The 22,970-nt window shown below is 68.8% G+C and carries 23 protein-coding genes; 12 read left to right on the forward strand and 11 right to left on the reverse strand.

Features of this window, described 5'->3' with window-relative positions:
- Positions 1-3: 3 nt before the first annotated feature.
- The 5 genes from EV647_RS38115 to EV647_RS38135 all read right to left on the reverse strand — a co-directional run bounded on the left by EV647_RS38115 (position 4) and on the right by EV647_RS38135 (position 6,143).
- Complete coding sequence (locus EV647_RS38115) at positions 4-762, reverse strand: DUF4097 family beta strand repeat-containing protein (RefSeq protein ID WP_134011908.1); 759 nt, start codon at positions 760-762, stop codon at positions 4-6.
- A gap of 117 nt (positions 763-879) precedes the next feature.
- On the reverse strand, positions 880-2,100 hold the full coding sequence (locus tag EV647_RS38120) for a hypothetical protein (RefSeq protein WP_134011910.1): 1,221 nt from the start codon (positions 2,098-2,100) through the stop codon (positions 880-882).
- A complete protein-coding gene (locus tag EV647_RS38125; protein ID WP_134011912.1) occupies positions 2,097-2,741 on the reverse strand; it encodes a hypothetical protein in 645 nt (214 codons plus the stop codon). The genes EV647_RS38120 and EV647_RS38125 overlap by 4 nt, the downstream gene beginning before the upstream one ends.
- Complete coding sequence (locus tag EV647_RS38130) at positions 2,738-3,952, reverse strand: hypothetical protein (protein ID WP_134011914.1); 1,215 nt, start codon at positions 3,950-3,952, stop codon at positions 2,738-2,740. Before EV647_RS38130 ends, EV647_RS38125 begins: the two co-directional genes overlap by 4 nt.
- Before the next feature lie 331 nt (positions 3,953-4,283).
- The gene (locus EV647_RS38135; RefSeq protein WP_134012518.1) at positions 4,284-6,143 is read right to left on the reverse strand and encodes an acyl-CoA dehydrogenase; all 1,860 of its coding nucleotides are present in this window, start codon (positions 6,141-6,143) and stop codon (positions 4,284-4,286) included.
- A gap of 81 nt (positions 6,144-6,224) precedes the next feature.
- On the opposite strand from EV647_RS38135, the gene EV647_RS38140 reads away from it, so the two are divergent.
- A complete protein-coding gene (locus EV647_RS38140; protein WP_134011916.1) occupies positions 6,225-6,734 on the forward strand; it encodes a histidine phosphatase family protein in 510 nt (169 codons plus the stop codon).
- A gap of 43 nt (positions 6,735-6,777) precedes the next feature.
- On the opposite strand, the gene EV647_RS38145 is transcribed toward EV647_RS38140, so the two are convergent.
- The 3 genes from EV647_RS38145 to EV647_RS38155 form a co-directional block, all read right to left on the reverse strand.
- Positions 6,778-7,677 carry an endo-beta-N-acetylglucosaminidase H gene (locus tag EV647_RS38145; protein ID WP_134011918.1) on the reverse strand — a complete coding sequence of 300 codons (900 nt, stop codon included), beginning with the start codon at positions 7,675-7,677 and terminating at the stop codon, positions 6,778-6,780.
- A 154-nt stretch (positions 7,678-7,831) separates the two neighbouring features.
- Complete coding sequence (locus EV647_RS38150; protein WP_134011920.1) at positions 7,832-8,632, reverse strand: hypothetical protein; 801 nt, start codon at positions 8,630-8,632, stop codon at positions 7,832-7,834.
- Positions 8,629-9,126: a SigE family RNA polymerase sigma factor gene (locus tag EV647_RS38155; protein ID WP_134011922.1), complete on the reverse strand. Its 498-nt coding sequence runs from the start codon at positions 9,124-9,126 to the stop codon at positions 8,629-8,631. Before EV647_RS38155 ends, EV647_RS38150 begins: the two co-directional genes overlap by 4 nt.
- A 153-nt stretch (positions 9,127-9,279) precedes the next feature.
- On the opposite strand from EV647_RS38155, the gene EV647_RS38160 reads away from it, so the two are divergent.
- From EV647_RS38160 to EV647_RS38200, 9 genes are read left to right on the forward strand one after another with little or no spacing between them, the layout of a single operon-like run.
- Positions 9,280-10,566: an MFS transporter gene (locus tag EV647_RS38160; protein WP_134011924.1), complete on the forward strand. Its 1,287-nt coding sequence runs from the start codon at positions 9,280-9,282 to the stop codon at positions 10,564-10,566.
- Between the two features lies 1 nt (position 10,567).
- Entirely contained in the window at positions 10,568-11,719 is a 1,152-nt protein-coding gene (locus EV647_RS38165) for an anhydro-N-acetylmuramic acid kinase (protein ID WP_134011926.1), read from the forward strand.
- A gap of 15 nt (positions 11,720-11,734) precedes the next feature.
- A complete protein-coding gene (locus EV647_RS38170) occupies positions 11,735-12,253 on the forward strand; it encodes an AAA family ATPase (RefSeq protein ID WP_238175352.1) in 519 nt (172 codons plus the stop codon).
- Positions 12,254-12,287: 34 nt separating this feature from the next.
- Complete coding sequence (locus EV647_RS38175) at positions 12,288-13,310, forward strand: MerR family transcriptional regulator (RefSeq protein ID WP_134011928.1); 1,023 nt, start codon at positions 12,288-12,290, stop codon at positions 13,308-13,310.
- A complete protein-coding gene (locus tag EV647_RS38180; RefSeq protein WP_134011930.1) occupies positions 13,307-14,479 on the forward strand; it encodes an MFS transporter in 1,173 nt (390 codons plus the stop codon). The genes EV647_RS38175 and EV647_RS38180 overlap by 4 nt, the downstream gene beginning before the upstream one ends.
- Positions 14,480-14,504: 25 nt before the next feature.
- Complete coding sequence (locus EV647_RS38185) at positions 14,505-14,738, forward strand: ribbon-helix-helix protein, CopG family (protein ID WP_134011932.1); 234 nt, start codon at positions 14,505-14,507, stop codon at positions 14,736-14,738.
- A complete protein-coding gene (locus EV647_RS38190; protein WP_134011934.1) occupies positions 14,738-15,133 on the forward strand; it encodes a type II toxin-antitoxin system VapC family toxin in 396 nt (131 codons plus the stop codon). Before EV647_RS38185 ends, EV647_RS38190 begins: the two co-directional genes overlap by 1 nt.
- A gap of 32 nt (positions 15,134-15,165) precedes the next feature.
- Complete coding sequence (locus EV647_RS38195; protein ID WP_134011936.1) at positions 15,166-15,765, forward strand: DJ-1/PfpI family protein; 600 nt, start codon at positions 15,166-15,168, stop codon at positions 15,763-15,765.
- A complete protein-coding gene (locus EV647_RS38200; protein ID WP_134011938.1) occupies positions 15,762-16,277 on the forward strand; it encodes a MarR family winged helix-turn-helix transcriptional regulator in 516 nt (171 codons plus the stop codon). Before EV647_RS38195 ends, EV647_RS38200 begins: the two co-directional genes overlap by 4 nt.
- Here EV647_RS38200 and EV647_RS38205 read toward each other — a convergent pair.
- Positions 16,255-18,750, reverse strand: a complete 2,496-nt coding sequence (locus EV647_RS38205; RefSeq protein ID WP_134011940.1) for a polysaccharide lyase family 8 super-sandwich domain-containing protein — start codon at positions 18,748-18,750, stop codon at positions 16,255-16,257. The genes EV647_RS38200 and EV647_RS38205 overlap by 23 nt on opposite strands.
- A gap of 105 nt (positions 18,751-18,855) precedes the next feature.
- Between EV647_RS38205 and EV647_RS38210 the strand changes: the two genes are divergently transcribed.
- On the forward strand, positions 18,856-19,239 hold the full coding sequence (locus tag EV647_RS38210; protein WP_202876458.1) for a hypothetical protein: 384 nt from the start codon (positions 18,856-18,858) through the stop codon (positions 19,237-19,239).
- Here EV647_RS38210 and EV647_RS38215 read toward each other — a convergent pair.
- A complete protein-coding gene (locus EV647_RS38215) occupies positions 19,212-21,320 on the reverse strand; it encodes a hypothetical protein (RefSeq protein ID WP_134011944.1) in 2,109 nt (702 codons plus the stop codon). The genes EV647_RS38210 and EV647_RS38215 overlap by 28 nt on opposite strands.
- A 187-nt stretch (positions 21,321-21,507) precedes the next feature.
- On the opposite strand from EV647_RS38215, the gene EV647_RS38220 reads away from it, so the two are divergent.
- Positions 21,508-22,143 carry a TetR/AcrR family transcriptional regulator gene (locus EV647_RS38220; protein ID WP_166680531.1) on the forward strand — a complete coding sequence of 212 codons (636 nt, stop codon included), beginning with the start codon at positions 21,508-21,510 and terminating at the stop codon, positions 22,141-22,143.
- Here the strand turns inward: EV647_RS38220 and EV647_RS38225 are convergent.
- The gene (locus EV647_RS38225) at positions 22,118-22,912 is read right to left on the reverse strand and encodes an SDR family NAD(P)-dependent oxidoreductase (RefSeq protein ID WP_134011948.1); all 795 of its coding nucleotides are present in this window, start codon (positions 22,910-22,912) and stop codon (positions 22,118-22,120) included. The genes EV647_RS38220 and EV647_RS38225 overlap by 26 nt on opposite strands.
- Between the last annotated feature and the right edge of the window lie 58 nt (positions 22,913-22,970).

The following is a 22,970-nucleotide window of genomic DNA, read 5'->3' on the forward strand; positions in this document are numbered from 1 at the left end:
TCATCAGTGGCTGTGGAGTTCGATATCGCCTGAGGTGGTGGTAGCGGTCAGAGTGTGGCCGGCGGTCGTGTTGCTGCCGAGGCTGTCCTCGACCTCGCCGTGCTTGGTCTCGGTGGTGACCTTGTAGCCGCCGCTCGGTGCGCTGATCTCGATGTCCCCGCTGGTGCCCTTGGCGCGGATGTCGCCGGCCTCGGAGAGGTCGAGCTCGATGTCGCCGGACGTGGTCTCGACGTTCACCGTGCCGCCACTCAGGTCCTTGGCCTCGATATCGCCGGAGTTGGCCTTGACGTCGAGTTTCCCGGTCAGGTCCTGCACGGACACGTTGCCGGAGGTGACATCGAGGTTGACGTCGCCCTTCACCTCGCGGAGCTCGACCTTGCCCGAGTTGGACTTCGCGTCGACCCCGGCCACGCCGGTGATCTCGATATCACCGCTGCCGTTCTCGCCGGTGACCTTGGTGCCGCGCGGCACGGTCACCTCGAAGTCGGCGGTGCACTGCCAGCCGCAGTCGCCGTCCAGCTTGAGTACGCCGTCCTTCACCGAGTACGCGTCGCCGTGCTTCCAGAACCAGAACTTGCGCTTCTCCCGCACGCCGGCCTGGTCGTCGTCGGACACGTTGATCGTGATGTCGGCGTGGCCCGCGGCGAGCTGGACGGTGGTGATCTTGTGCGTGTCGTCGGAGTCCCGATCCCCGAACTGCCAGAACGCCAGCCCGGCCGCCGCCACCAGCAGGATCACGCCGAGCTGCTTGTTCTCCGCCATCGTCCGCCTCTTCTCGAGCCCACCCACGTTGTCGCAACGACAGTAGGCTCCGGAGCCGGGCCCCAGGATCCGGCAGATCCCCCGACGCGCCCCTGAACCGCTCTCAGGGAAGTACCCTCACCGACGCAGCTCGCCCCGGGAGACAGCCGCGGCCAGATCGTCGCCGGTGGTGCCGAAGAAGGTCCGCGCCCAGACCGAGTCCTCGTACCAGTACGGCCCGTCCTCCCCGGGCAGCGACGCCGGCGCCGAGCGACGCTTGAGCGCCTGCCGGCACTCGTTGCACAGCGGCAGCGTGAGCGTGGTGCCGTCCGACTCCACCTTGGTCGGCCGACCGGACGAGCGACCGTGCAGCGGGTTGAAAGCGCACAGATCCGGTACGGCGTCCACCTTCCGGTCGGCTGCGACCGCGACTGCGGCGTCGTACTCCCGCCGTGCCTTGTCGAGCAGCACCATCGCGCCGACCAGGTCGACGAGGTCGGGCGACGTGTCGAGCACCTTCGACGCGGCGGCGTGGTCGTCGAGCGCGGCCTGCTGGTGGACAAGACCTGCGCCTTCGGCGGTCGGGAGCGCGGCCAGCTCCGAGCCGAGCCTGGTGAGCTCGGCGTTCGTCTCCTGGGTCAGGCGCCGGCGCCGCTCGGCCGCCACCGTCGCGGCCACGTGCGGCGGGATCCGGAACGTCTTGGACCCCGAACCCCGGCTGCGCCCGATCAGCAGACCGAGACCGACCAGGACGACGAGACCGCCGACGATCGACAGCGCGACGATCCACCCGTGACCGCCTGGGTCCGAGATGCCCCGTGACGGCCGACCCGACTGCGGTCGGTTCGAGGTCTTCGGGATACCCGGTTGGGCGAGCAGCTCGTACATCCGGGTCAGCACCTCGGTCGGCCCGGCGTCGTACCCCGTGTCGGCCAGCGCGCGCGTCCGCGCCGCCTCCAGCTTCTCCTCGCTGACCTGTGAGACGTCGCGCGCCTCGTACCACGGGAAGCGGCTGCCGCCGTCCACCACGACGTACAGCCCCGGCTGCCGGAGCGCGTCCATCACCAGGGTGAGCGCCGTACTCTCCTCGCCCTGGAACTCGTCGCTCGGGGTCAGCGGCAGGACGACGGTGTAGACCGGGTACCCGAGGGCCTTCGCCTTCGTCCGCAGGTCGTCCAGCAGCTTCGCGGGCAGCGCCGTCTTGTACGCCGGGTCGACGTAGACCGGGTCCTTCTTCAACGCGGTCGCGATCTCTTGCGCCCGCTCCGCCGGGGTCCGCGCAGTACCGGCCTCGGCCGGAGCCGCGACGAGCAGCGTCAACGCCGCCGCGAGGCAGGTGAGGAGAAAACGGGCCTTCACGCGCGTCCCTTTCGTCGTGGGCGGGCCAGCGCCGCCACGATCAACACGATTCCGCCGAGGAGACCGCCGCCCATCAGGCCGAGCACGGTACCGCCGAGGCCGTTCCCGATCGCCTTGCCGACGGTGAACTTCTCCACCGGTGCCGAATCCTCCGGCTCGAGCGGCAGCGGCGCGGTCCGGGCCGGCTTCGGCGTGCTGTACGTCGACTCCCGCAGGCCGTCGAGGTACTCCGAGAGTTGCTTGCTCAGCGCCTCGTCCCCGTCCGCGTAGGTCCACGTCGGCACATACGCACCGAGTTGGTGCGCGACGCCGTACGACCGGTCGCCGTCCATCACGACGTACACGCCCGGCTTGCCGTTCGCGGCTGCCAACCGGCCGGCGAGCAGCGTGGTGTCGCCCTTCTCCGGGAACCATTCGCCGCTCGGTACGACGGCCACGAAAACGGGCACCTTCGCGTTCGAGATCACCTGCAGCGTCGCCTCGCGGTCCGCGATCGACGTGAAGTCCGGGTCGACGTACAGGTTCTCCTGCGCCCAGGCCGCGACCGCGGCGGTGATCCGGGGATCGGTCGGAGTCGCCGCCGACGCAGTCCCCGTCAGCAGCACAACTGTTGCCGTCAGCAAGAGGACGAGTCGTCTCATCGGACATCCTCCTTCCGGCCGGTGATGCGGTCGGCCAGGTCGTCGGAGAGCGCGCCGAAGCCGGTCGCGACCATCGGGCTGTCCTCCGGGTCGAGCGTCCAGTACGGCACCCCCTTGCGGTCGCCACCGAGCAGCCCGGACTTGGCCGGCACCAGCAGACCGCGCGGCGTATCACCTCGGCGTACGACGCTGGCGCACTGCTGGCAGGCAGGTACTTCGACCTCGTCCGACCAGTCGACCTTCACCGTTCCGGGGTTGTGCGTCGGGTCGAAGAAGCACGGTGGCTGGAGGGCCGCGCCGGAGGCGATCCGCTCGGCCTGCCGGGCGAGCACGAGCGCGCCGGCCGACGCGAGGACGTCCTCCGGCTGGTCCGCGCGCAGCGTCCGCGCCGCGTCGAGCCGGCGGTACGCGTCGTCGCGCTGATCCAGCAGTTTGGTCGTCTTGTTGCGACGCCGGTCCAGGCGCCCGAGGGCCCGCTCGGCCTGCTTGATCTTGCCGTCCGCCTTGAGCCGTACGTTCCGCGGCTCGACCGCACGCTTACTGGTCCCGGAACTCTTCGGCCCGCTACGCCGCCGCAGTGCGATCACCAGCGTCAGCACGAGCCCGAGGAATCCGCCGACACCTAGGCCGACGTATGCAGCCCGGTCCGACTTGTCGGTCACCGAGAGGCCGCGATGCGGGCGCTCCGGCTCCAGATCGGCGGCAGGGACAGCCGGCAGCGCGCGACCGTCGTACGCCGTCGACGCATGCTGGATCGTGCGGACGATCTGTGGCGCCGGACGATCAGTGAGGAGGTCGAGGCGCTGCTTGTCCTCGGCCCGCACGCTGGTCAGGTCGCGTCCCCGGAGCCCGCCCTGCCGGTACAGCTCCGCGCTCGTCGACCAGTAGTTGTCGTCCGCGAGCGCGACCAGGTACAGGCCGGGTTCACCGACCCGCGCGTGCAACAGGGTCGGCCAGTCGAGTCTGTTCTTCGCCAGGTACGGCGTGCGCGGCACGAGGGCGACGTACACCGGAAGGCCCGCGGTGCGCATCGCGCTGCGGATCCGGTCCAGCTCGGTGGCGGGGATCGCCAGCCGCGGGTCGACGGACAGGTGATCGGTTCGCCAGGCGGCGGCGATCCGGTCGGGCGGCTCAGGCGTCTCGGCACGCGCCGGTAGGGCGGGGAGGAACGCGACTGCCGCGAGCAGGGCGGTGAGGAATCGAACGGGCATCGCGCACAGCGTACGACGACCGAGCTTCGACACATCCACACGGACGCAAGCACACATCGACTGGTTCCACCCAGGTGAGTTGGGCGCGACCCTGGCTCGGACAGGGGAGACCAAGCCAGGGTCACGGTGTTTCAGGGCAGAAACGTTGCTACACCAGCACGCTCCGCAACAGGGTAGATCGTGGGGCAACCTGGGGCAGATCAGCCGATTTCATGCCCCGAGTTTGTCCTGAGCATCCTTGCCCTGGGCACTCTTGCTCTGGGCATCCTTGCCCTGGGCCCCGAACCTCCGGCTCGACCCGCGCAAGTGGCCGAGCCGGAGGAGAACGGGATCAGAAGGCGGACTCAGGAAGGTCCATCACCTCGAGGTCGGTGAGTTCGGCCTTGACCCGCTCGGCGCGGACCGACGGCATCGTCGAGCGCACGAACCACTGTGCCGCCGCGACCTTGCCGGTGTAGAAGTCCTGGTCGGCCGGGGACAGCTCGCCGCCCAGCTTCTCCAGTGCGACCTCGGCCTGCCGGAGCATCAGCCACGAGCAGACCACGTCGCCGAGGACGAACAGCAGCCGGGAGGTGTTCAGGCCGACCTTGTAGACGTTCCGCGGGTCGCCGTTCTCCGCCTGCGGGTTGGCGGCCATGAGGGCCTGCCCCATGATGCCCAGGATCTTCTGGGTGTCCTCGAGGCCCTTCGCGAGCAGCCCGCGCTCTTCCTTCAGCCGTCCGTTGCCGGCCTCGGAGGCGACGAACGCCTGCACCTGCTCGGCGAGGTGGCCGAGCGCCTTGCCCTGGTCCTTGATGATCTTGCGGAAGAACAGATCCTGACCCTGGATGGCGGTCGTGCCCTCGTAGAGCGTGTCGATCTTCGCGTCCCGCACGTACTGCTCGATCGGGTAGTCCTGCAGGAAGCCGGAGCCGCCGAACGTCTGCAGCGACTCGGTGCCGAGCAGCGTCCAGGACTTCTCCGAGCCGTAGCCCTTCACCAGCGGCAGCAGCAGGTCGTTGACGCCCTCGGCCAGCGTGTCGTGCTCACCGGCGTACCGCGCCTGCTCGGCCCGGTCCTGGTACGTCGCCGTGAACAGCACGAGCGCCCGCAGCGCCTCGGCGTACGCCTTCTGCGTCAGCAACGAACGCCGTACGTCGGGGTGATGGGTGATCGTGACCCGCGGCGCGTCCTTGGCCGGGTTCGTCATGTCGGCGCCCTGGACCCGCTCCTTGGCGTACTCGAGCGCGTTCAGGTAGCCCGTCGACAGGGTCGCGATCGCCTTGGTGCCGACCATCATCCGCGCGTACTCGATCACCTGGAACATCTGCGCGATGCCGTCGTGCACCTCGCCGAGCAGCCAGCCCTTCGCGGGAACACCGTCGCCGAACGTGACCTCGCAGGTCGTGGAGACCTTGATGCCCATCTTCTTCTCGACGTTCGTCACGAAGGCGCCGTTGCGCTCACCGGTCAGCTCACCGGTCTCCAGGTCGAAGTGGTGCTTCGGGACCACGAACAGGCTCAGGCCCTTCGTGCCCGGACCGCCGACGCCCTCGACGCCCTGCGGACGGGCCAGCACCAGGTGGACGATGTTCTCGGTCATGTCGTGCTCGCCCGAGGTGATGAACCGCTTGACGCCCTCGATGTGCCAGGAGCCGTCGTCCTGCAGTGTGGCCTTGGTCCGCCCGGCGCCGACGTCGGAGCCGGCGTCCGGCTCGGTCAGCACCATGGTGGCGCCCCAGCCGCGCTCGATGATGTGGTGCGCGATCTTCTTGTCCCGCTCGGTCCCGTTGCGCCAGAGCACGTGCGCGAAGTTCGGGCCGGCGGCGTACATGTGCACCGGCGGGTTGGCGCCCAGGACCAGCTCGGCGGCGGCCCAGCGCAGCGACGGCGGAGTCGGCTGACCGCCCAGCTCGGCCGGCAGTTCGAGCTTGAACCACTCGGCGTCCATGTAGGCGTGGTAGCTCTTCTTGAACGCCTCCGGCATCCGGACCTCATGGGCCTCCGGGTCGAAGACCGGCGGGTTCCGGTCGGCCTCCGCGAAGGACTCGGCCAGCTCGTGCTTGGCCAGCCGGTCGATCTCCGCGAGCACCTCGCGGGCGGTGTCGACGTCCATATCGGCGTACGGGCCCTGACCGAGCACGTCGCCCCGGCCCAGCACCTCGAGCAGGTTGAACTCGATGTCCCGCAGATTCGACTTGTAGTGAGTCACAGACACTCCCCAACTTTACTCGCCAGTAACTTAAGTATATACCCGCCGGTAATGAGGGCAAAGGGAGATTGACTGTGAGGTATGAAGTTGATCTACGAGACGCACGCGACCACGGTCGACAACGAACGCGGGATCGCGACCGGTTGGTTGCCGGGTGAACTGTCGGCCGCGGGCCGCGAGCAGGCGCGGGAACTCGGCGAGCGCCGGCGAGAGGTCGATGTGGTGTTCAGCTCGGATCTGCGGCGCGCCGTGCAGACCGTCGAGCTGTCCGGGCTCACCGTGTCGCACTTCCAGGACTGGCGGCTGCGCGAGTGCGACTACGGCGAGCTGAACGGCGCGCCGCGAGACGCGCTCGAGCCGCGGGTCGAGCGCGTCGGTACGCCGTTTCCCGGTGGCCAGTCGTACGACGACGTACTCGAACTGACGCGCTCGTTCCTCGCTGACGTCGAGCGATGGTACGAGGACCAGGTGGTGCTCGTGGTGGCCCACTCGGCGAACCGCTGGTCCCTCGAGCACCTCGTGGGCAGCCGCGCCCCGATGGAACAGTTGGTTGCCGACGGCGTCAACTGGCAACCGGGCTGGGAGTACTGACCGGGATCGCCGGCTCGGTTGGCCGACCATCCCGTTGTTGTTTCTAAGGCTTGTAAACCGTCGCGCTGCCGTACAGCTTCTGCGTGAAGGCGCTCATGTACGACGACGTGTCGGACTCGGTGAGGTTGTACGTGAGGAAGACGCCGTACCCCTCGCTGACCGTGCGTTGCGCGAGGCTTGCGGCGGTCGAGGAGCTGGTGGCGGTGTACGACACGGCGGCGGGGGACACGCGCGACTTGGCGCTCGGTGCGGACGGGACGCCCCAGGTGCCGTAGTACGGGTTCCAGCCGTAGTCGAAGGTGTCGACGATGCTCTGGCCGTTGTAGGTGAGCCGGTCCGCGGCCGGGCCGATGTCGTAGAGCGTGATGAGCTTGTTCGGAAGCTTCGCGCGGAGCGCCTGGACCAGGTAGACGAACGAGAAGTCGTTCGGCTGGCCGGTGCCGTTGTTGCCGTACTCGGCGTACTCGTCGTCGAAGTCGATGCCGTCCAGGCCGTACTGGTTGACCGCGTCCGCGAGTTCCTGGGCGAAGGCCTCGGCGGACGCCTGGTCCGGGAAGTTCGCGAAGCCGGCGCCCTGGTGGTTGCCGAGGATCGAGAGCAGGACCTTGATGCCCTTCTGCTGCAGCGGCCGGACCTGCGTGGCGACGTTGTCCAGCACGCTCTGGACCTGCTGGTTGAAGGACAGGTACGCCTTCGTGCCGTCGTAGTTGATGTTCGCCGCGAAGATCACCGCGACGTCGATCACCTGCGCGCCGCCGTTCGCGAGCGTGTACTTGCCCGCGTTCAGCATGCTGTGGTCGTTGACCTCGATGTACGCGACGGTGACCGGTCCGGTCTTCGCGCGCGGGCGGCGCTTGTCGGCGGCCTCGGCGGGCAGCGCGGCACCGGTGGCGGCCGCGGCGGTCCCGACGGCCAGAGCTGACAACAGGGTCCTTCGCTTCATGAGCTGATCGACTCCTCGTCAAACGATGGGCGGTATCGCTATATCGGTTAAGTGGCCGTCGCCGCCTGGCCGAACACCCAGACGGCGACGAGAGATAAACCGGTATAGCGACACCGATCATCGATCGGCGAATACCCGGTGTCAAGAGGTCGGGCTACCGGGGCTGCAGCGGCAGGACGCTGAGCTTGGCGGGGTCAACGGATGCCGGCAGGACCAGCACGCTGACGCCATCTTTGAAATGCAATGGGGTGTACTGGTGCCGGCCCTTCGCGTCGGCACCCGCGGACCAGCCGGCCGGCTGGCCGACGTCGGCCGTGACGAGCACATTCGTACCGCCCTTCGATGCCACGTGGCTGGGCAGGCGGCCGCCGGCCGGCAGCGGGTACAGCACCACCGGCACCGACGGATTTCCTTTGTGGTCATCGGCAACGAAGGCGACGAGGGTGTAGACCCCCTCCATGGCCAGCTTGACGTTGCCCCGAGGATGCACCTCGTAGTGTTGCGCCACGATCGCGATCCGGCCGGCCGGGGTGTTCCCCGCCCAGTAGACCTTCGGGTCGCCGCGCAGCGCGCCGGTGACGGCGGAGTCGCGGACGGAAAACAAACCGCTGCTGGAACCGCGCCAGGTAGCGAGCACCTTGTCGAGGTAGGCCTTGTCGCCGGCGAGATCGCCCCGGGTCAGTCCTTGCATCAACGACTTGTACGGATCATCGGCGGCCGGCGTGACCGGCGCGGGGCTGGCGGCCGGCTGGTCGTTCGTGCGGCCGCCGAGCAGCCCCGGGACGACGACCGCGCCGCCGACGAGCGCGGCTACGGCGAAGGTGGTGCCGGTCAGGGTGGCGAATCGGCGCCGGCGGACGCGACGGGTGCCGCCGAGGCGGGTGCGGTCGAGCAGGTCGGACGGCGCTTCGACGTCCTCGACGATGTCGATCAAGCGCTGCTTGAGATCAGTCATCGGAGTCCCTCCAGGATGGTGGGTTCAGTGATCAGCCGGAGCCGGTCGAGGGCTCGCGAGGCCTGGCTCTTGACCGTGCCGACCGAACAGCCCAGTACGTCGGCGGTTTGCGCCTCGGTCAGGTCCTCGTAGTACCGCAGGACGATGACGGCGCGCTGCCGCGGCGGCAGCTCCTGCAGTGCGGCCAGCAACTGGTCGCGGATGGCGAAGTTGTCGGAACCGTCCGGGGTGGCACGGTCATGGTCGGCCAGGGCGACCTCGGGTTTGCGTCCCCGGCTGCGCCAGCGGTTGGCGGTCAGGTTGGCAAGGGTCTTGTGCGCATAGGCCTCAGGAGCGCTGTGGATCCGCCGCCAGCGGACGTAGATCCGCTCGTACGTCTCCTGGACGAGATCCTCGGCCGCCGCCCGGTCGCCGGTCAGCAGTACGGCGGTGCGCAGCAGCCGGGTCGCGCTGCCGCGGACGAAGTCGTCGAAATCGTCTCCCCGGGTGACCATCCGCCCCTCCTCGGTCAGTCGGCCTGTCACCGAGAATGACACCGGCGGCGCGCGGAAGGTTGCCTCCGGGCTCGCCTACCTGGGAAGTTATGCACGAAGATGAGTCGGAGGGGCGGGAGAAACTTACGGGGGCCTTTTCTGGAGGAGGACCCGATGAGCACTGTTGACCAGGCCACGACGGCGCGCACCAGGCGGTCACTGGTCGCCGGGACGGTCGGTAACTTCGTCGAGTGGTACGAGTTCGGTGCCTACGGCTTCTTCGCCACCGTGATCGCGGCGAACTTCTTCAGCAGTACGGCGACCAGCGACGCGGAGAGCTTGATCAAGACGTACGCCTCGTTCGCGCTGGCGTTCTTCTTCCGGCCGATCGGCGCCGCGGTCTTCGGCCGGGTCGGTGACCGGATCGGGCGGCGGCCGACGCTGATCCTGGTGCTGCTGCTGATGACGCTGTCGACCACGCTGATCGGCCTGCTGCCCACCTACGCGAGTGTCGGCGCTGCCGCACCGTGGTTGCTGACGCTGGTGCGGGCGTTGCAAGGACTGTCGGCGGGTGGTGAGTTCGGCGGCGCCGTGTCGATCATGACCGAGTTCGCGCCCCGGACCAAGCGCGGCCTGTACGGCGCCTGGCAGTCGTTCACGGTCGCACTCGGCCTGCTCGCGGGAGCCGGACTCGCGGCGATTCTCGCGACCACGTTGAGCAAGGAAGCATTGTCGGACTGGGGCTGGCGGGTGCCGTTCCTGGTGGCGCTGCCGCTCGGCCTGGTCGCGCTGTGGCTGCGGCTCAAACTGGACGAGACGCCGAGCTTCGCACGGGTCCAGGAGGAGCCGCGCCCTGCCCCGGCCGGTGAGGTGGCCAAGGCGATCGCGCTCGGCATCGGCCGGCTGATGGGCTGGTCCGCGGCCGGATACACGTTCCTTGTGGTGATGCCGTCGTACCTGCAGGCGACCCTGCACGCGACGTTCCAGCAGGCCTTGGTCGCGACCGTGCTCGCGAACACCGGGTTCGCGGTCTCGATCCTGCCGGCCGGGTGGTTGAGTGACCGGATCGGGCGGCGGCCGGTGATGGTGGCCGGCGCGGCGCTGGTCGTCGTACTGGCGTTCCCCTTGATGAACCTGCTGCAGGACAAGGAGTCGGGCAACGCCGCCAAGGGGCTCGCGGTGTTCGTGGCCGGGCTCGTCGTGGGGCTGATGGCGGGCCCGGGTCCGGCGATGCTCGCGGAGATGTTCCCGACCCGGGCGCGCTACACCGGGCTCGGGTTGGCGTACTCGCTGTCCAACGCGGTCTTCTCGGGATCGGCCGGGCTGATCATCACCGAGTTGATCAAGCGGACGAAGAACGTCGACATTCCGGCCTGGTACGTGGTGGTCACCTGTGCCGTCAGTGTGATCGCATTGCTCACACTGCGAGGTGACGACTACCGACGGGAGCTGCGGGACTGACATGCGAGTCATCGGATTGATGTCCGGGACGTCGTACGACGCGATCGACGCCGCTGCCGCGGACCTGCGGCTGGACGGCGACGAGTTGGTGCTGACGCCGTTGGGGATGTTGAGTCAGCCGTATCCGGACGAGCTGCGAGCGGCCGTTGCGGCGTCGTTGCCGCCGGCGTCCACCTCGGTCGAGCAGGTGTGCAAGCTCGACACCGGGATCGGGCAGTCGTTCGCGGCGGTGGCGGGGCAGGCGGTCGAGCAGCTCTGCGGTGGGTACGCGGACCTGATCGTGTCGCACGGGCAGACGGTCTTCCACTGGGTCGACAACGGATCGGTGCGCGGAACGCTGCAGCTCGGGCAGCCGGCCTGGATCGCGGAGGCGACCGGCGTACCGGTGGTGTCGGACCTGCGAGCGCGGGACGTCGCGGCGGGTGGGCAAGGGGCGCCGCTGGTCAGCATTCTCGACGTGCTGTGGTTGCGCGGGCGGCCCGGCGTACCCGTGGCGCTGAATCTCGGCGGGATCGCGAACATCACCGTCGTCCAGGACGAACCGGTTGCCTTCGACACCGGTCCGGCGAATGCGCTGATCGATGCGGTCGTGACGGAGCTGACCGGGCAGCCGTTCGACGCGGACGGGGTGATGGCGACGCGCGGGCAGGTGCATGACGAGTTGCTCGCGCGGTTGCTGGCCGAGCCGTACTACGCGCGGCCGGCGCCGAAGTCGACAGGGAAGGAGCTGTTCAACCTCGCGTACCTGGCCCAGGCGATGGAGGGACTGCCGGTGATCCCGGCAGAGGACCTGGTCGCGACAGTGACCACGCTGACGGCGCGAACCGTGGCCGACGCCGTACGGCGGTACGGCGGGACCGAGGTGGTGGCGTCGGGTGGCGGGATCCGGAACCCGGCGCTGATGCATCTGCTGGCGGACGAGTTGGACGTTCCGGTCCGGACCACCGACGAGCTGGGGATGCCGTCGGCGGCGAAGGAGGCGTACGCATTCGCCGTACTCGGCTACCTCACCGTCCACGGCCTCGGCGGAACGGTCCCGAGCTGCACCGGCGCCGGACACTCGAGCGTCCTCGGCTCGGTCACCCCCGGTCTGAGCGGACTACCGACCATCTCAGGCGAGGCACGACCACCCATGCGCCTCCTGCTCGAGTGACCGCACACTAGTCCTGTGACGAGATTGTTCGTGGTGACTGGGGCACCTGGGTCGGGGAAGTCGACGGTCGTGCCGGAGCTCGTGCGGCTGAATCCTGGGAACCTGGTCGTGATGGACATGGACGAGCTGCTGGACGACGACGGCCGGCTGCTCGGGCTGGACATCGCGAGTCCGATGGCGGCGCCGATCTGGCCGGCGTACAACGCGCTGTGGCTGCGGATCACCGAGCTGATCCGGCGCTCCGGCATACCGGTTCTGCTGCTGTCCCCGGCGCAGCCGGCCGAGCTGCCCGAGGGCCGGTGGCTGCACCTGGACTGTCCGGACGCGGTACGGCGGAAGCGGCTGGCGCGACGTGGCTGGCCGGAGTCCCAGATCGACGAGGCGATCGCGGATGCGGCCGAGATCCGTAAGCTCGTACCGCGCTCGGTGCGCGGGGACGTCTCGCCGGAGCGGGTCGCGAGGAGCATCCTGGACTGGATCCGCGGGGAACGCTTCGGCAAGACCCTGAGCCTGTGGGGCCGGTTCCGGAGTTGACCTTCGAGTTGGTGCAGGGATGAAGGTCGGGCCCATGAGGCTGACGATCAGTGAGTTCGCACGGCTGGTGGGACTGGCGCCGAGTGCGCTGCGGTTCTACGACGACTGCGGTCTGCTCCCACCCGCCGAGGTCGACGCGACGAACGGCTACCGGTACTACGACAAGTCGCAACAACCGCGGGCCCGGTTACTCCGCGACCTCCGCGAGATCGACCTCCCACTGCCCGACGTCCGCCTCGCCCTGGACGCTTCTCCGTCGGAGGTCGCCGACCTGGTCCGCGCCCACCTCCGCACCCTGGAAGCGAAATCCACCGCCACCCGCACAGCCGCAACCCGCCTCCTCACCAACCTCCTCTCCCAAAAAACCACCGCCCTCCTAGGCGGCCCCGAACTAGCCAGCGCCATCCGCCAAGTAACCCCCACCGCAGCCCCACCGGGGGAGGAGGACCTGGGGCTGGTGTTGAGCTGTGTGCTGATTGAACTGGGGCCGGACGAGGTTACGTTTGTTGCGACGGATCGGTATCGGCTGGCGGTGCGGACCGTGCGGCCGGTGGAGTTCGGCGGGGTGGCGGCGCGGTTGCTGGTACGCGCCGACGAGCTGGCTCAGGTAAGTAGGTGGGCTGCGGCGGGGGACGTCGTACGGGTAGAGGTGAACGGCGGTCTGACGCTGGTGCGAGGGGAGGAGTCGCGTGAACTGCAAACGGTTGATGCGGAGTATCCGGCGTACGGTCAGATCCTCGACGGCCTGACGCCGCCGGCGTGCCGTGTAGTGGTCGATCGCCTGCGTTTGCTGGACGTGCTGGCGGGCCGCGACGTCGTTGCCTTAGACATCGATCAGCAGAGTCTGCGGATCGGCGACGAGGTGAAGCTCGATGCGATCGGGACCGGTTCGGTGCGGATCGGGTTCACCGCAAGCCTGCTGGCGGCCGCGCTCGAGGCGAGTGTCGGGCCGGACGTGCTGCTCGAGATCTGTGAGCCGGCGCGACCGGTCGTCGTACGGTCGGCCGACCAGGGCACGTTCACCACCCTCGTCATGCCCGTCCGGCTGGACGGGTGAACCGGTCCTACTACGGCTGGCTGGCAGGTTCGACACTCTCGGTTCTCGGCGACACCGCGCTGTTCTTCGCGCTCGGCTGGGCCGCGACGGGCATCGGCTCGCGAGTCGCCGCGCTGGTGCTGACGGGGTTCACCCTGCCCCGCGCCGTACTCCTCCTGCTCGGCGGCGTACTCGGTGACCGCATCGGTCCACGCCGCCTGCTGCTCGCCTGCACCGCGATCGTCGGCTCGTGCTGCTTCCTGCTGGCCGTCGCTGTCGGGATCCGCGGAGTCTCGGCCGGGCTGCTGCTGGCCACATCGGTCGTCGTCGGCACCGTCGATGCCTTCGCACTACCGGCCGCCGGCGTACTCCCGCGGCTGTTCGTACCCGACGATCAGTTGCCCAAGGCAATGGCGTTGCGTACGTCGGCCACCCAGCTCATCACCCTCGCCGGCGGACCGATCAGCGGTCTCCTCGTCGCGACGGTCGGGCTGGTCGGGGCACTCACCCTCGACGGCCTGACGTTCGCCGTCCAGTTCGCGGTCCTCCTGATGCTCAGACCGCCGTACGACGTGACACCGCAGCGCGACCGCCCCTCGGTGGTCCGCGACGCGGTGGACGGACTCCGCGTGGCTGTCCGCGATCCCGTACTACGGATGATCCTCGCGGTCGTCGCGCTGGTCGCAGCCTTCGTACTACCGGTCACGTCCCTCTGCGTCCCGCTACTCGCCCGCTCAAACGGCTGGGAAGCCAAGCAGGCAGGCTTCGTGGTGGCGGGCAACGTCGCCGGCGGACTGCTGGTCACAGTCCTCGTCGCACGCTTCGGCACCTTCACCCGAGCCGAACTGACCGGCGGCCTCGGCTGCCTACTCGCCGCACTCGGAATCGCCGGCCTAGCCCTAGCCCCTTCGGTCCCAGCCGCCATCGGCGCAACCCTCACACAAGGCGTAGGCATCGGCCTGTTCACCTCACACCTAGCTCCCCTCTTCGTCCGCAGCACACCACGATCCCACCTGACCCGCCTCCAATCCCTCCTCTCCCTGGCCCAAACCGTCCCCCTGATCGCCTCGACGAACCTCCTGGCCACCCTTCCCATCCACCAATCCCTAACCCTCACCGCCACCACAACAGCCCTAGCCGGCCTGATCCTCCTCAAACTCAAACCATCCGACCGCCTCGTGGCCTTGTAAGACGATTCGTCTTACAATTGGTGTCATGGCTGACACCATCACGATTCGCACCGACGCGGAGACCGAGCATGCGCTGGACGTGCTGACACGCGACGGCAGCTCGCGGTCGGCGGTCATCAGGCGGGCCGTCCTCGAAGCCGCGGTCCGCCGCGAGCGGGCGGCGGCGATGCGTCGCGAAGTACTGCGGATGCACATCGGTGATCCGGACGGGATCGACGTCGGTGCCGAGCTCTCCCGGGAGCGGGACGGCGAGCGCTGATGATCTACCTCGATTCGGCCGCGATCGTGAAACTGGTACATGCCGAGTCCGAGTCGCACGCCCTGCGTCAGTGGCTCGATGAGCGGGCGGAGGTGGGGTGGGTGAGTTCGGTGCTCGCGGAGATCGAGTCGTTCCGCGCCCTCGCGCGGCATGTTCCGGAGGCGGTCTCGCGGCTGCCCCGCGTGCTCGACCTGATCGACCTCCTCGAGCTGGATGCCGGTGCCCGGATCCTTGCGCAGACCGTGCGGCCGGCGACGGTGCGGAGCCTGGACGCCATCCATCTCGCGACCGCGTTGCGCGTCCAGCCGCTCACGTCGTTCGTCACCTACGACAAGCGCCTGGCCGACGCGGCCCGAATCGCCGGACTGACCGTCGACGCCCCCGCGAGCCATTGACAACATGTTGTCGTTATGACAGCATATTGTCTATGAGAACAGCATATGTGGCGGTGTACGAGACGTTGGCGGACTGGGAGATCGGGCATTTGGTGGTGGAGCTGCGGACTGGGCGGTTCACCGGGGTGCCGTGGAACGTGGTGACGGTGGGCGAGACGTTGGAGTCGGTGGTGACCATGGGTGGGATGCGGGTCGTGCCGGACGTGACGATCGCGGACGTGACGCCCGACGCGGGAGATCTGCTCGTGCTCGCCGGGTCGGGGCAGTGGGATGTTGGTGGTGGTGAGGCGTTCGCGAAGTTGGCGGGGCAGTTCCTCGATGCCGGCGTACCGGTTGCGGCGATCTGTGGCGCGACGGCCGGTCTGGCTCGGGCGGGGCTGCTCGACGAGCGGAAGCACACGAGTGCGGCCAAGGAGTACCTGCAGGCGACCGGGTACCAGGGTTCGGAGCAGTACGTCGATGCCCGCGCGGTCGTCGACCAGGACCTGATCACGGCGGGACCGGACTCGCCGGTGCAGTTCGCGCGGGCCGTCATGGAGCGGCTCGAACTCGCGGACGAGCCGAAGCGCGAGGCGTACGAGGGCGTGTTCCACCGCGCCGACCCGGCGGCGTACGCAACGCTGGTCGGATGACGGCGAAGGATCAAGCGGGAGCGGCCGAGCGCGCGGCGGCCGTCCCGCCCCGAGAGGAGTGGCCGGAGGTCGGGAAGCGGTCCGAAGGTGGTGTGGTGTTGACGGATGTCGTCCTCGCCACCTTCCGGCTGAACGCGCGGCTGATGGAAGCCGCGCAAGGCTTGGCGGCGAACGGCGGGATCACGGCGGCCTGGTGGCAGGTGCTCGGCGGCGTCCTCGACGAGCCGCGGTCGGTCGCCGACGCGGGCCGGATCATGGGTGTCAGTAGACAAGCCGTGCAACGGATCGCGGACCTGCTGGTCGAACGTGGTCTCGCGGAGTACCGGCCCAACCCGGCGCACCGCCGCGCGAAGCTCCTCGCCTGCACCGAGGCGGGCTACTGGGCGATCCGGCAGATCTCACTTGCTCAGGGCCCGTGGACCACCGAACTCGCCAAGGCCGTCGACGTCGACGACCTCCGTACGACGCTCAGCACGCTGCAGACGCTGATCACCAAGCTGGAAGAAGCTTGATCGCGAGGCTCCGCCCGTAGGTCTGCCGCGTGGTGAACGTCAGTCGCGTCCCGGTGGCCGTGCGCGTCACCTGAACCCCGTCGACCGGTGCCGCGGGCCTGAGGTACTGCGCCCGCAGGTTGACCGTGACGCTGTCGCGCTGCGTCGTCGGATCGGAGACGGCGACCTGCACGCTCGAGGACTGTCGGCGGATGAGCAGTGAAGCCGGACCGTCGATGCTCAATCCCGGAAGGTTGTGGGGACCGGGAGTAAACGTGTTGACGGCGGTGAGGCGCAGACCGAGGTGCTGGATCGCCTGCATTTTCACGGTGTTCGAGAGCGTCGCGATCCGGCCGTGCTGATACGACTTCAAGGCGGAATCCGTTGCGTTGGGCACCAATGCGTAGGCGAGTGCGCGCTTCGTGCCGGCCGGTTGGGCGACGGTGAGCGCGAAGACCTGCTTGGTGACCGCGGTATCCGGATTGGAGGTCCGCACCTCCCGGCGGCTCCGGGTGACTGTCCGGAGATCTGCCGACAGTTCGGTCGGCTGAAGGAAGTAGTAGCCGACGGACACGGCGCCGTTGGCGTAGCGAAGCCACCGCGGTTCCCCGGTGCCGGTCCAGGTCTGACCGTCACGTCGTACGCCGGTGATCGTCACGGGATCGGCGGCGCCGGCGATGCGGGTGTCGAGGGTGGTCGTCACCGCGCGGGTCGCGTCGCCGACACCGGCTGCGAGTACGACGATCTCGTCGTCGAGCAGGAACCACGACTTGGTCGCGGATGCGTTCTGGTAGACCACGAAGTCGTCCGGCAGGCTCGCCCGCGACGCGTACGCGAAGTCGTCCGACTGCACCCAGCCGACCGCGCCGTACGCATCGAGCGTCGCGCCACCGGAGTATTCATTCGTCCCGACCGGGAAGTAGACGTAGGTGTTCTGGGCCTCCGACGACGGGGTGAAAGTCGGCGGGTTGTCGTAGTACGCCGTCCCGTACAGTTCCGGGATCGACTTGCGCGTCTCGACCGGCGCCGTCACGCCGCCCAGCGCGTACGGCGACACCGTGGTGAAGTAGTCGACGCCGAAGGACTGCGTCTGATCCTGACCGGCGAGGTACAGGTAGTGCGCGCCGTCGCCCTGGAACCACGGCATCAGGTTCTCGCCACTCATGTACTCGTACTTGCTGATCCGCGACGAGTTCCGCGCCAGCGCGAACGCATATCCGGGCCTGCGATGCACCGTCCGGTCCATGGCGTTGAACGCCGTCGTACCCGCGGCCGGGTTGAGATCGGCCGGGACGATCGCAGGATCGTTCTTGATGTCCGCGAACCGCCCGATGCTCACTGGTGAGACGAAGGAATTCACGTTGATCGTCGGCCGTGCTGTGAACTTCGCGAAGGCCTTCAACCGCTGGGAATCCGCTCCCGTCGCGTAGTCAGCGAGGTCGACGATCGCCTCGACGACGACCGCGACGTCGTCGTACCCGGTCGCCGTCCGGGACACCGCGCGGCCCTTGACGATCTCCATCATCCAGCCCTCGAAGATCAGCGGCGCGAACCCGTGCTCGACCCAGCCCTGCACCACGCCGACCAGGTCGTCGCTCTGCGCGTACTCCGTCCCGGCGAGCACCTTGATGGTCTGCACGACCCTGCTGAGCAGGCCTTTTCCGTACGAGCCCGTGTAGGCGACCGATGCGTGCTGGACGAACGAGCCGTCCGCGTAGTACCCGTCGGTGACGCCGTGCTGCAGGGTGTACGGGTCGACGGTCGCGAACACCGTGAACTGGTCCTGCAACGCCTTCCGGACCCGCGCGTCGTCGTTCAGGAGAGCGCCCTGAAGGACCCGGTTCGCGGTGATGTCGACGAGGTTCGCGCCGGTGTGGAAGCGCGAGTCGAGGTCGACGTCGCCGTCCTTGCCGTTGCGCAGGTACGCGTCCATCGAGGCGACGTACCGCGTGATCAGGTCGGCCGGGGCGTCGATCAGGGCGAGCGTCTTCGACACATACGTCGAGATGCCGATCTCCCAGGTGAACCAGTTGCCGTAGTACCCCTTCGACTGGTCGCCGTAGTAGTTGTCGTGCAGCCAGACGAGTTTCTCCGCGATCCGCGCGCGGACCTGCTCGTTGCCCTGCAGGTCCGAGGCCGGTCCCGGTCGCCGGTAGGCGAGGGCGATCTCGTAGAGGTGCTGGTACGACGAGCTCAGGTTCGGATCGCTGGTCCCGAGTGGGAGGCCCGCGAACAGCTCGCCGCTGCCGGCGCGGTCGAGTGCGGTCAGCCAGGTACGGGCGGTGTTGTCCATCGCGGTGACCTTCGCGGCGACCTCGGGGCGCGCGTTCGACTCCGCCGTACCGGCGTAGATCGCGATCGCGTTGGCCAGTAGCTGGCTGGGGTCGGCGTTCACCGCAGCCCTGCCGGCGCGCGCGGCCGGAGCCGGGTTGACCGCAGTCAGCAACGCGGTCGCAGGGACAAAGGACAGCAGACGACGGCGGGTGAGATCCACTGGTACTCCCGGGCGGATGGGAAAACCTAACCAGCGAAGTCAATCAGTCGGAACTATCCTGCGACAACCGCTGACTGCTCAGTAAGACATGAGATCGTTCTGCTCGTGACCACTCGCACGGCGCCCGACAGCCGTCTCGCCTCTGTACTGCGGTTCGCGACCGAGCTGATCGCGTGGGTCGGAACACCGTGGGCGATCGCTCCGCACTCCGTCCTGCTCGCGATCGTCTCGGTCGTCGTCCTGATCGGCCTGCCGACGGTCTTCCAGACCCGGGGTGACAAGCCGCACGTCGTCGTACCGGTCCCCGGCTTCGTCACTGTCCTGCTGGTGCTTCCGCAGTTGGTCGCCGCAGTGGTGGCCGCCTGGTTTGCCTGGCCGACTGCTGACGCACTCGTCGTCAGCGTGCTCGCGGCTGGATGTGTGGTGACGGAGCAGCCACGGTGGCGGTGGCTGCTGTCCCGTCAGGCGCCGCCGGCGCCTACTAGTTGAGGGTCTATTGAGAGGACCTGTACCGCGTCGCCGGTTGACTTGGCCGGGATCACAACGGCGACCTGGTGCAGGTAGTCCTGGTGCAGGGTCTGGGTGTACTTGACCATGCTGCTGAACGCGGTGGCCTCGCCGCTGGTCCAGTAGGCGTTCGAGCCCGGCTCGACGCGTTGCAGGTACCGCTCGGTGAGTGACAGGAACACCAGCGCGTCGCCGGACTCCGTGATGAACGTCAGCGGGACAGCGGACGGCGCGAACGTGTCGGTGACGTCGGCGATGTACGGCTCCGCGGTGTCGGCGGCCTTGGACTTCGCGCGCAGGTCGAGCATCTTGGTCAGGCCGGGCGTCGGCGTGAAGAGGCGCGACTGCGGCGCGTTCTTGCCGCCGGTGAGGTACGCCGCGAGGTCCTTCGCGACTGCCTCGGGCCGGCCCTGGAGCTTGCTCAGGTCGTCCGCGTCCGGGGTACGCAGCCCGTCGACGGACGGCAGTTCCACGGCCTTCGGCGGGTAGACCGAGTGCGTCAGCAGCCACGGGCTCCCGGCGCTCTCCCGCTGCCAGACGCCGAGCTGACGGTTCCCGGGCGCGTCCGAGACGCCGGAGCTGACCACGAACCGCATCGGGTACGAGGCGAACTGCGGCGCGCCGATCTCCGGGTCGGTGTAGCTGAACGGCTTCGACACGTCCTTGCCCGCGGCGTCGAGCTTCCGGCCGATCAGGAAGCCCGCCTGGGTCTGCGCGAGGGTCGGGTTGCCCTCGATCGTCGCGGCCAGCTTCCCGTCGCGGGTCTTGTTCGCCTGGTTGTTCAGCTGGTTGTACCGCTGGACGACGGCCTGCGCGTCGGCGAGCGTGACGGCCGGGCGGGAGTCCGCCGCCGTCATCGTGTTCTTCGGCGGCATCAGCCCGCAGCTGGTTGCCGTCAGCAACATCGCGCCGCTGGCCAGCAACGCCGCCGTACGCCGCACAGCCTCGTCGCTTTTCACGAACTCCGGCGAGGCCGCCAACGGAACGGTCTCCTCCGCAACGATCTCGGTGGGCTCATCGACAGGTTCGGCGTACGTCGTCTGCGCAGGCTCGTCGTACCGCTGGGAGGCGCCCGCCCCGATGAGCGCGGGCGACTTGGCCCGCGCGATCGCGGCAGGCGACATGAACATCGGTGCCGCCGGCACAGCAGCCGCCGGCCGAACCGGCGCCGGCCGCACAGGCACCTGCCGCACGGGCGCCTTCACCGGAGCTGGAGCCGGAGCCGGGCTGACCTGTGCCGGAGCCGCGGCGGCTGCGGCCGGTGCCGTCTCGTTCACCGCCTGCTCCTTCTTCGCGGCGACCGGGGCGAACGGGCTGACTCGATCGGGGGCGAAGGGGGAGACGCGATACGCCGGAGCGTTCTCCTCCTCTTCGCGCTGGACCGGGGCCGTCGTCACCAGGACCGGGATCCGGGTGTTCGTGATGACCGGGATCTCGGTCGTGTCCGAGATCTCCTTCACCACCGAGCGGCGGCGCAGTACCAAGGCCAGGCCGAGCGCGAGCACCACGATGCCGGCCCCGAGGACCAGCAGGCAGATGCCGAACAGGCGGTGCACCTCGATCCCGAACGAGACCTGCGCGCCGACCGCCGGCGTACCGTCCGCGTTCATCACTACCACGTCGTACAGCCCGTCCTGCATCGGCCAATTGACGGCCTGCGAGCCCGGCGCCGACTGCGCGACCCACCAGTCCAGCTCGCCGGGCGGCGTCAGCTTCTTGGTGCCGCCGCGCAGCTCCTGCGTGCCGAACGTGGCCGGCGGCTCGAACTGGATCAGCCGGGTGTGCGCGGTCCCCGCGAGGTAGTCGCGCACGTCCAGGTCCTGTCCGACGCCGATGAACAGCGGCTTGTCGCCCGACGCGCTCACGCGCAGTGTCGGGCCGTGCCGGTCGAGGAGGGACGGGGCGGTGACGACCGCGAGACCCGTACTGGCGAGCTCGCGGCGAGGTGTCGAGATCGTGTTGTCCGGGCCGACGAGCCAGAAGGCCGCGACGGCCCCGGCGATGGCGGCGAGCAGGCCTGAAAGTGCCAGCAGCAGACCCAAGGTGATGCGGGCGAAACGCATGAAGAGGCTCCCGTTGTCCGACGAGCCCGGCCCACGGACGGGTGCACCGGACGGCGGGTGCACTGGTCCGGACCCCTCTCCAGGTGTCCGGAAGCTCACCCGTTGTCACTGAATAACTGAGCCAACAAGGATCTGTTACGATTCCGTGTATTAACGAATGGCCATTCATAAACCAGGAGGCGTTGACATGGCCCGGCCGCGGCTGGTGAGCGACGACGCGATCCTGGACGCCACTCGCCAGGTGCTGGCGGAGCTCGGCCCGGTGAAACTGACCCTCGCGGCGGTCGGTTCCCGGGTCGGTCTGGCGCCGCCGACGCTGATGCAGCGGTTCGGTTCCAAGCGCGGTCTGCTGCTCGCGTCCGCGGCGCGGTCGCCACTGATGGTCAAGCTCGGGGCCGAGGAGGCCGCCGCCCGCAACACCTCCCCGCTCGCGACGCTGCGCGACTTCGCACTCTCGGCGGTCGCGCACATCAAGCGCCGCGAGGAGCTCGGCAACGGTCTCGGGTTCGTCCAGCTCGACGTCGCGGATCCGGAGTTCCGGCAGCACGCGCTGGCGCACTCCGCGGCGATCGTCGACAGCTGCGAGACGTTCTACCGGGCTGCGGTGGAAGTCGGTGAGCTCCGCGAGGACACCGACGTACCGGCGCTGGCTCGGCAGACCCTCGTCTGTTTCAACGGCGCGCTCCAGGTCTGGGCGGTGAACGGCTGGGGCTCGCTGTCCGAGTTCCTGACCGAGCAGCTCGACCTGATGATCGCCCCCTATCTCAGGAGTGACGGTGTTCCTGGTGGCGGTCTGTTCAGTGCAGGTACGACGCGCCGTTGAAGTCGAGGACCGCGCCGCTCGCCCAGTTCGCCTCGGCTGAGGCGAGCCAGTAGATCGCGTTCCCGACCTCCTCGGCGGTCGCGACCCGGCCGAACGGGCTCTGTGCCCGGATCGCGTCGCCGCCGGGACCCGCGAGGAACGTCTCGGTCATGTCGGTCGCGATGAAACCGGGCGCGATTGACGTCACGGTGATGTCATGTGGCGCCAACGACGCCGCCAACGACTGCCCGAGCGAGTGCAGTCCGGCCTTCGAGGCGCCGTACGCCGGGACGTCGGGCTCACCGCGGTAGGCGCCACGCGAGCCGACGTTGACGATCGCGCCCCGCCGTACGCCGTGCGCGGGCTCCTTGTCGAGCATCTGCCGCGCCACGCACCAGGTCACGTGCGCCGCGCCCTCGAGATTGACGGCGAGGGTACGACGCCAGGTCGCGACCCATTCCTCGTACGACGTCTCCGCCAGCGGGTGACCGACCCGGCGGGAGCCCGCAACCGGCTCGTCGACGAACATCGCGGCGTTGTTCACCAGTACGTCGATCCGCCCGAGCTCGGCGGCCGATTCCGCAACCAGGGAAGGGATTGCGGCCGCATTGCCGAGATCCGCGGCGATCACCGCGTGGCCCTCGCCGGGAAGTCCGGCGCGGACCTCCTCGGCGCGATCGACGGCGCCCCGGCAATGCAGCACGACCCGGTCGCCAGCGTCCGCGAACGCCCGCGCGGCAGCCGCGCCGACACCCCTCGACGCACCGGTGATCAGTACTCCTCTAGACATGGTCCTCCTATCGGTGACTGCACGAAATTCTGCCCTTGCCGCCATCATGACATCAGAA

Origin of the sequence: Kribbella sp. VKM Ac-2566 (assembly GCF_004366005.1) — a bacterium.
GTDB lineage: Bacteria > Actinomycetota > Actinomycetes > Propionibacteriales > Kribbellaceae > Kribbella > Kribbella pratensis.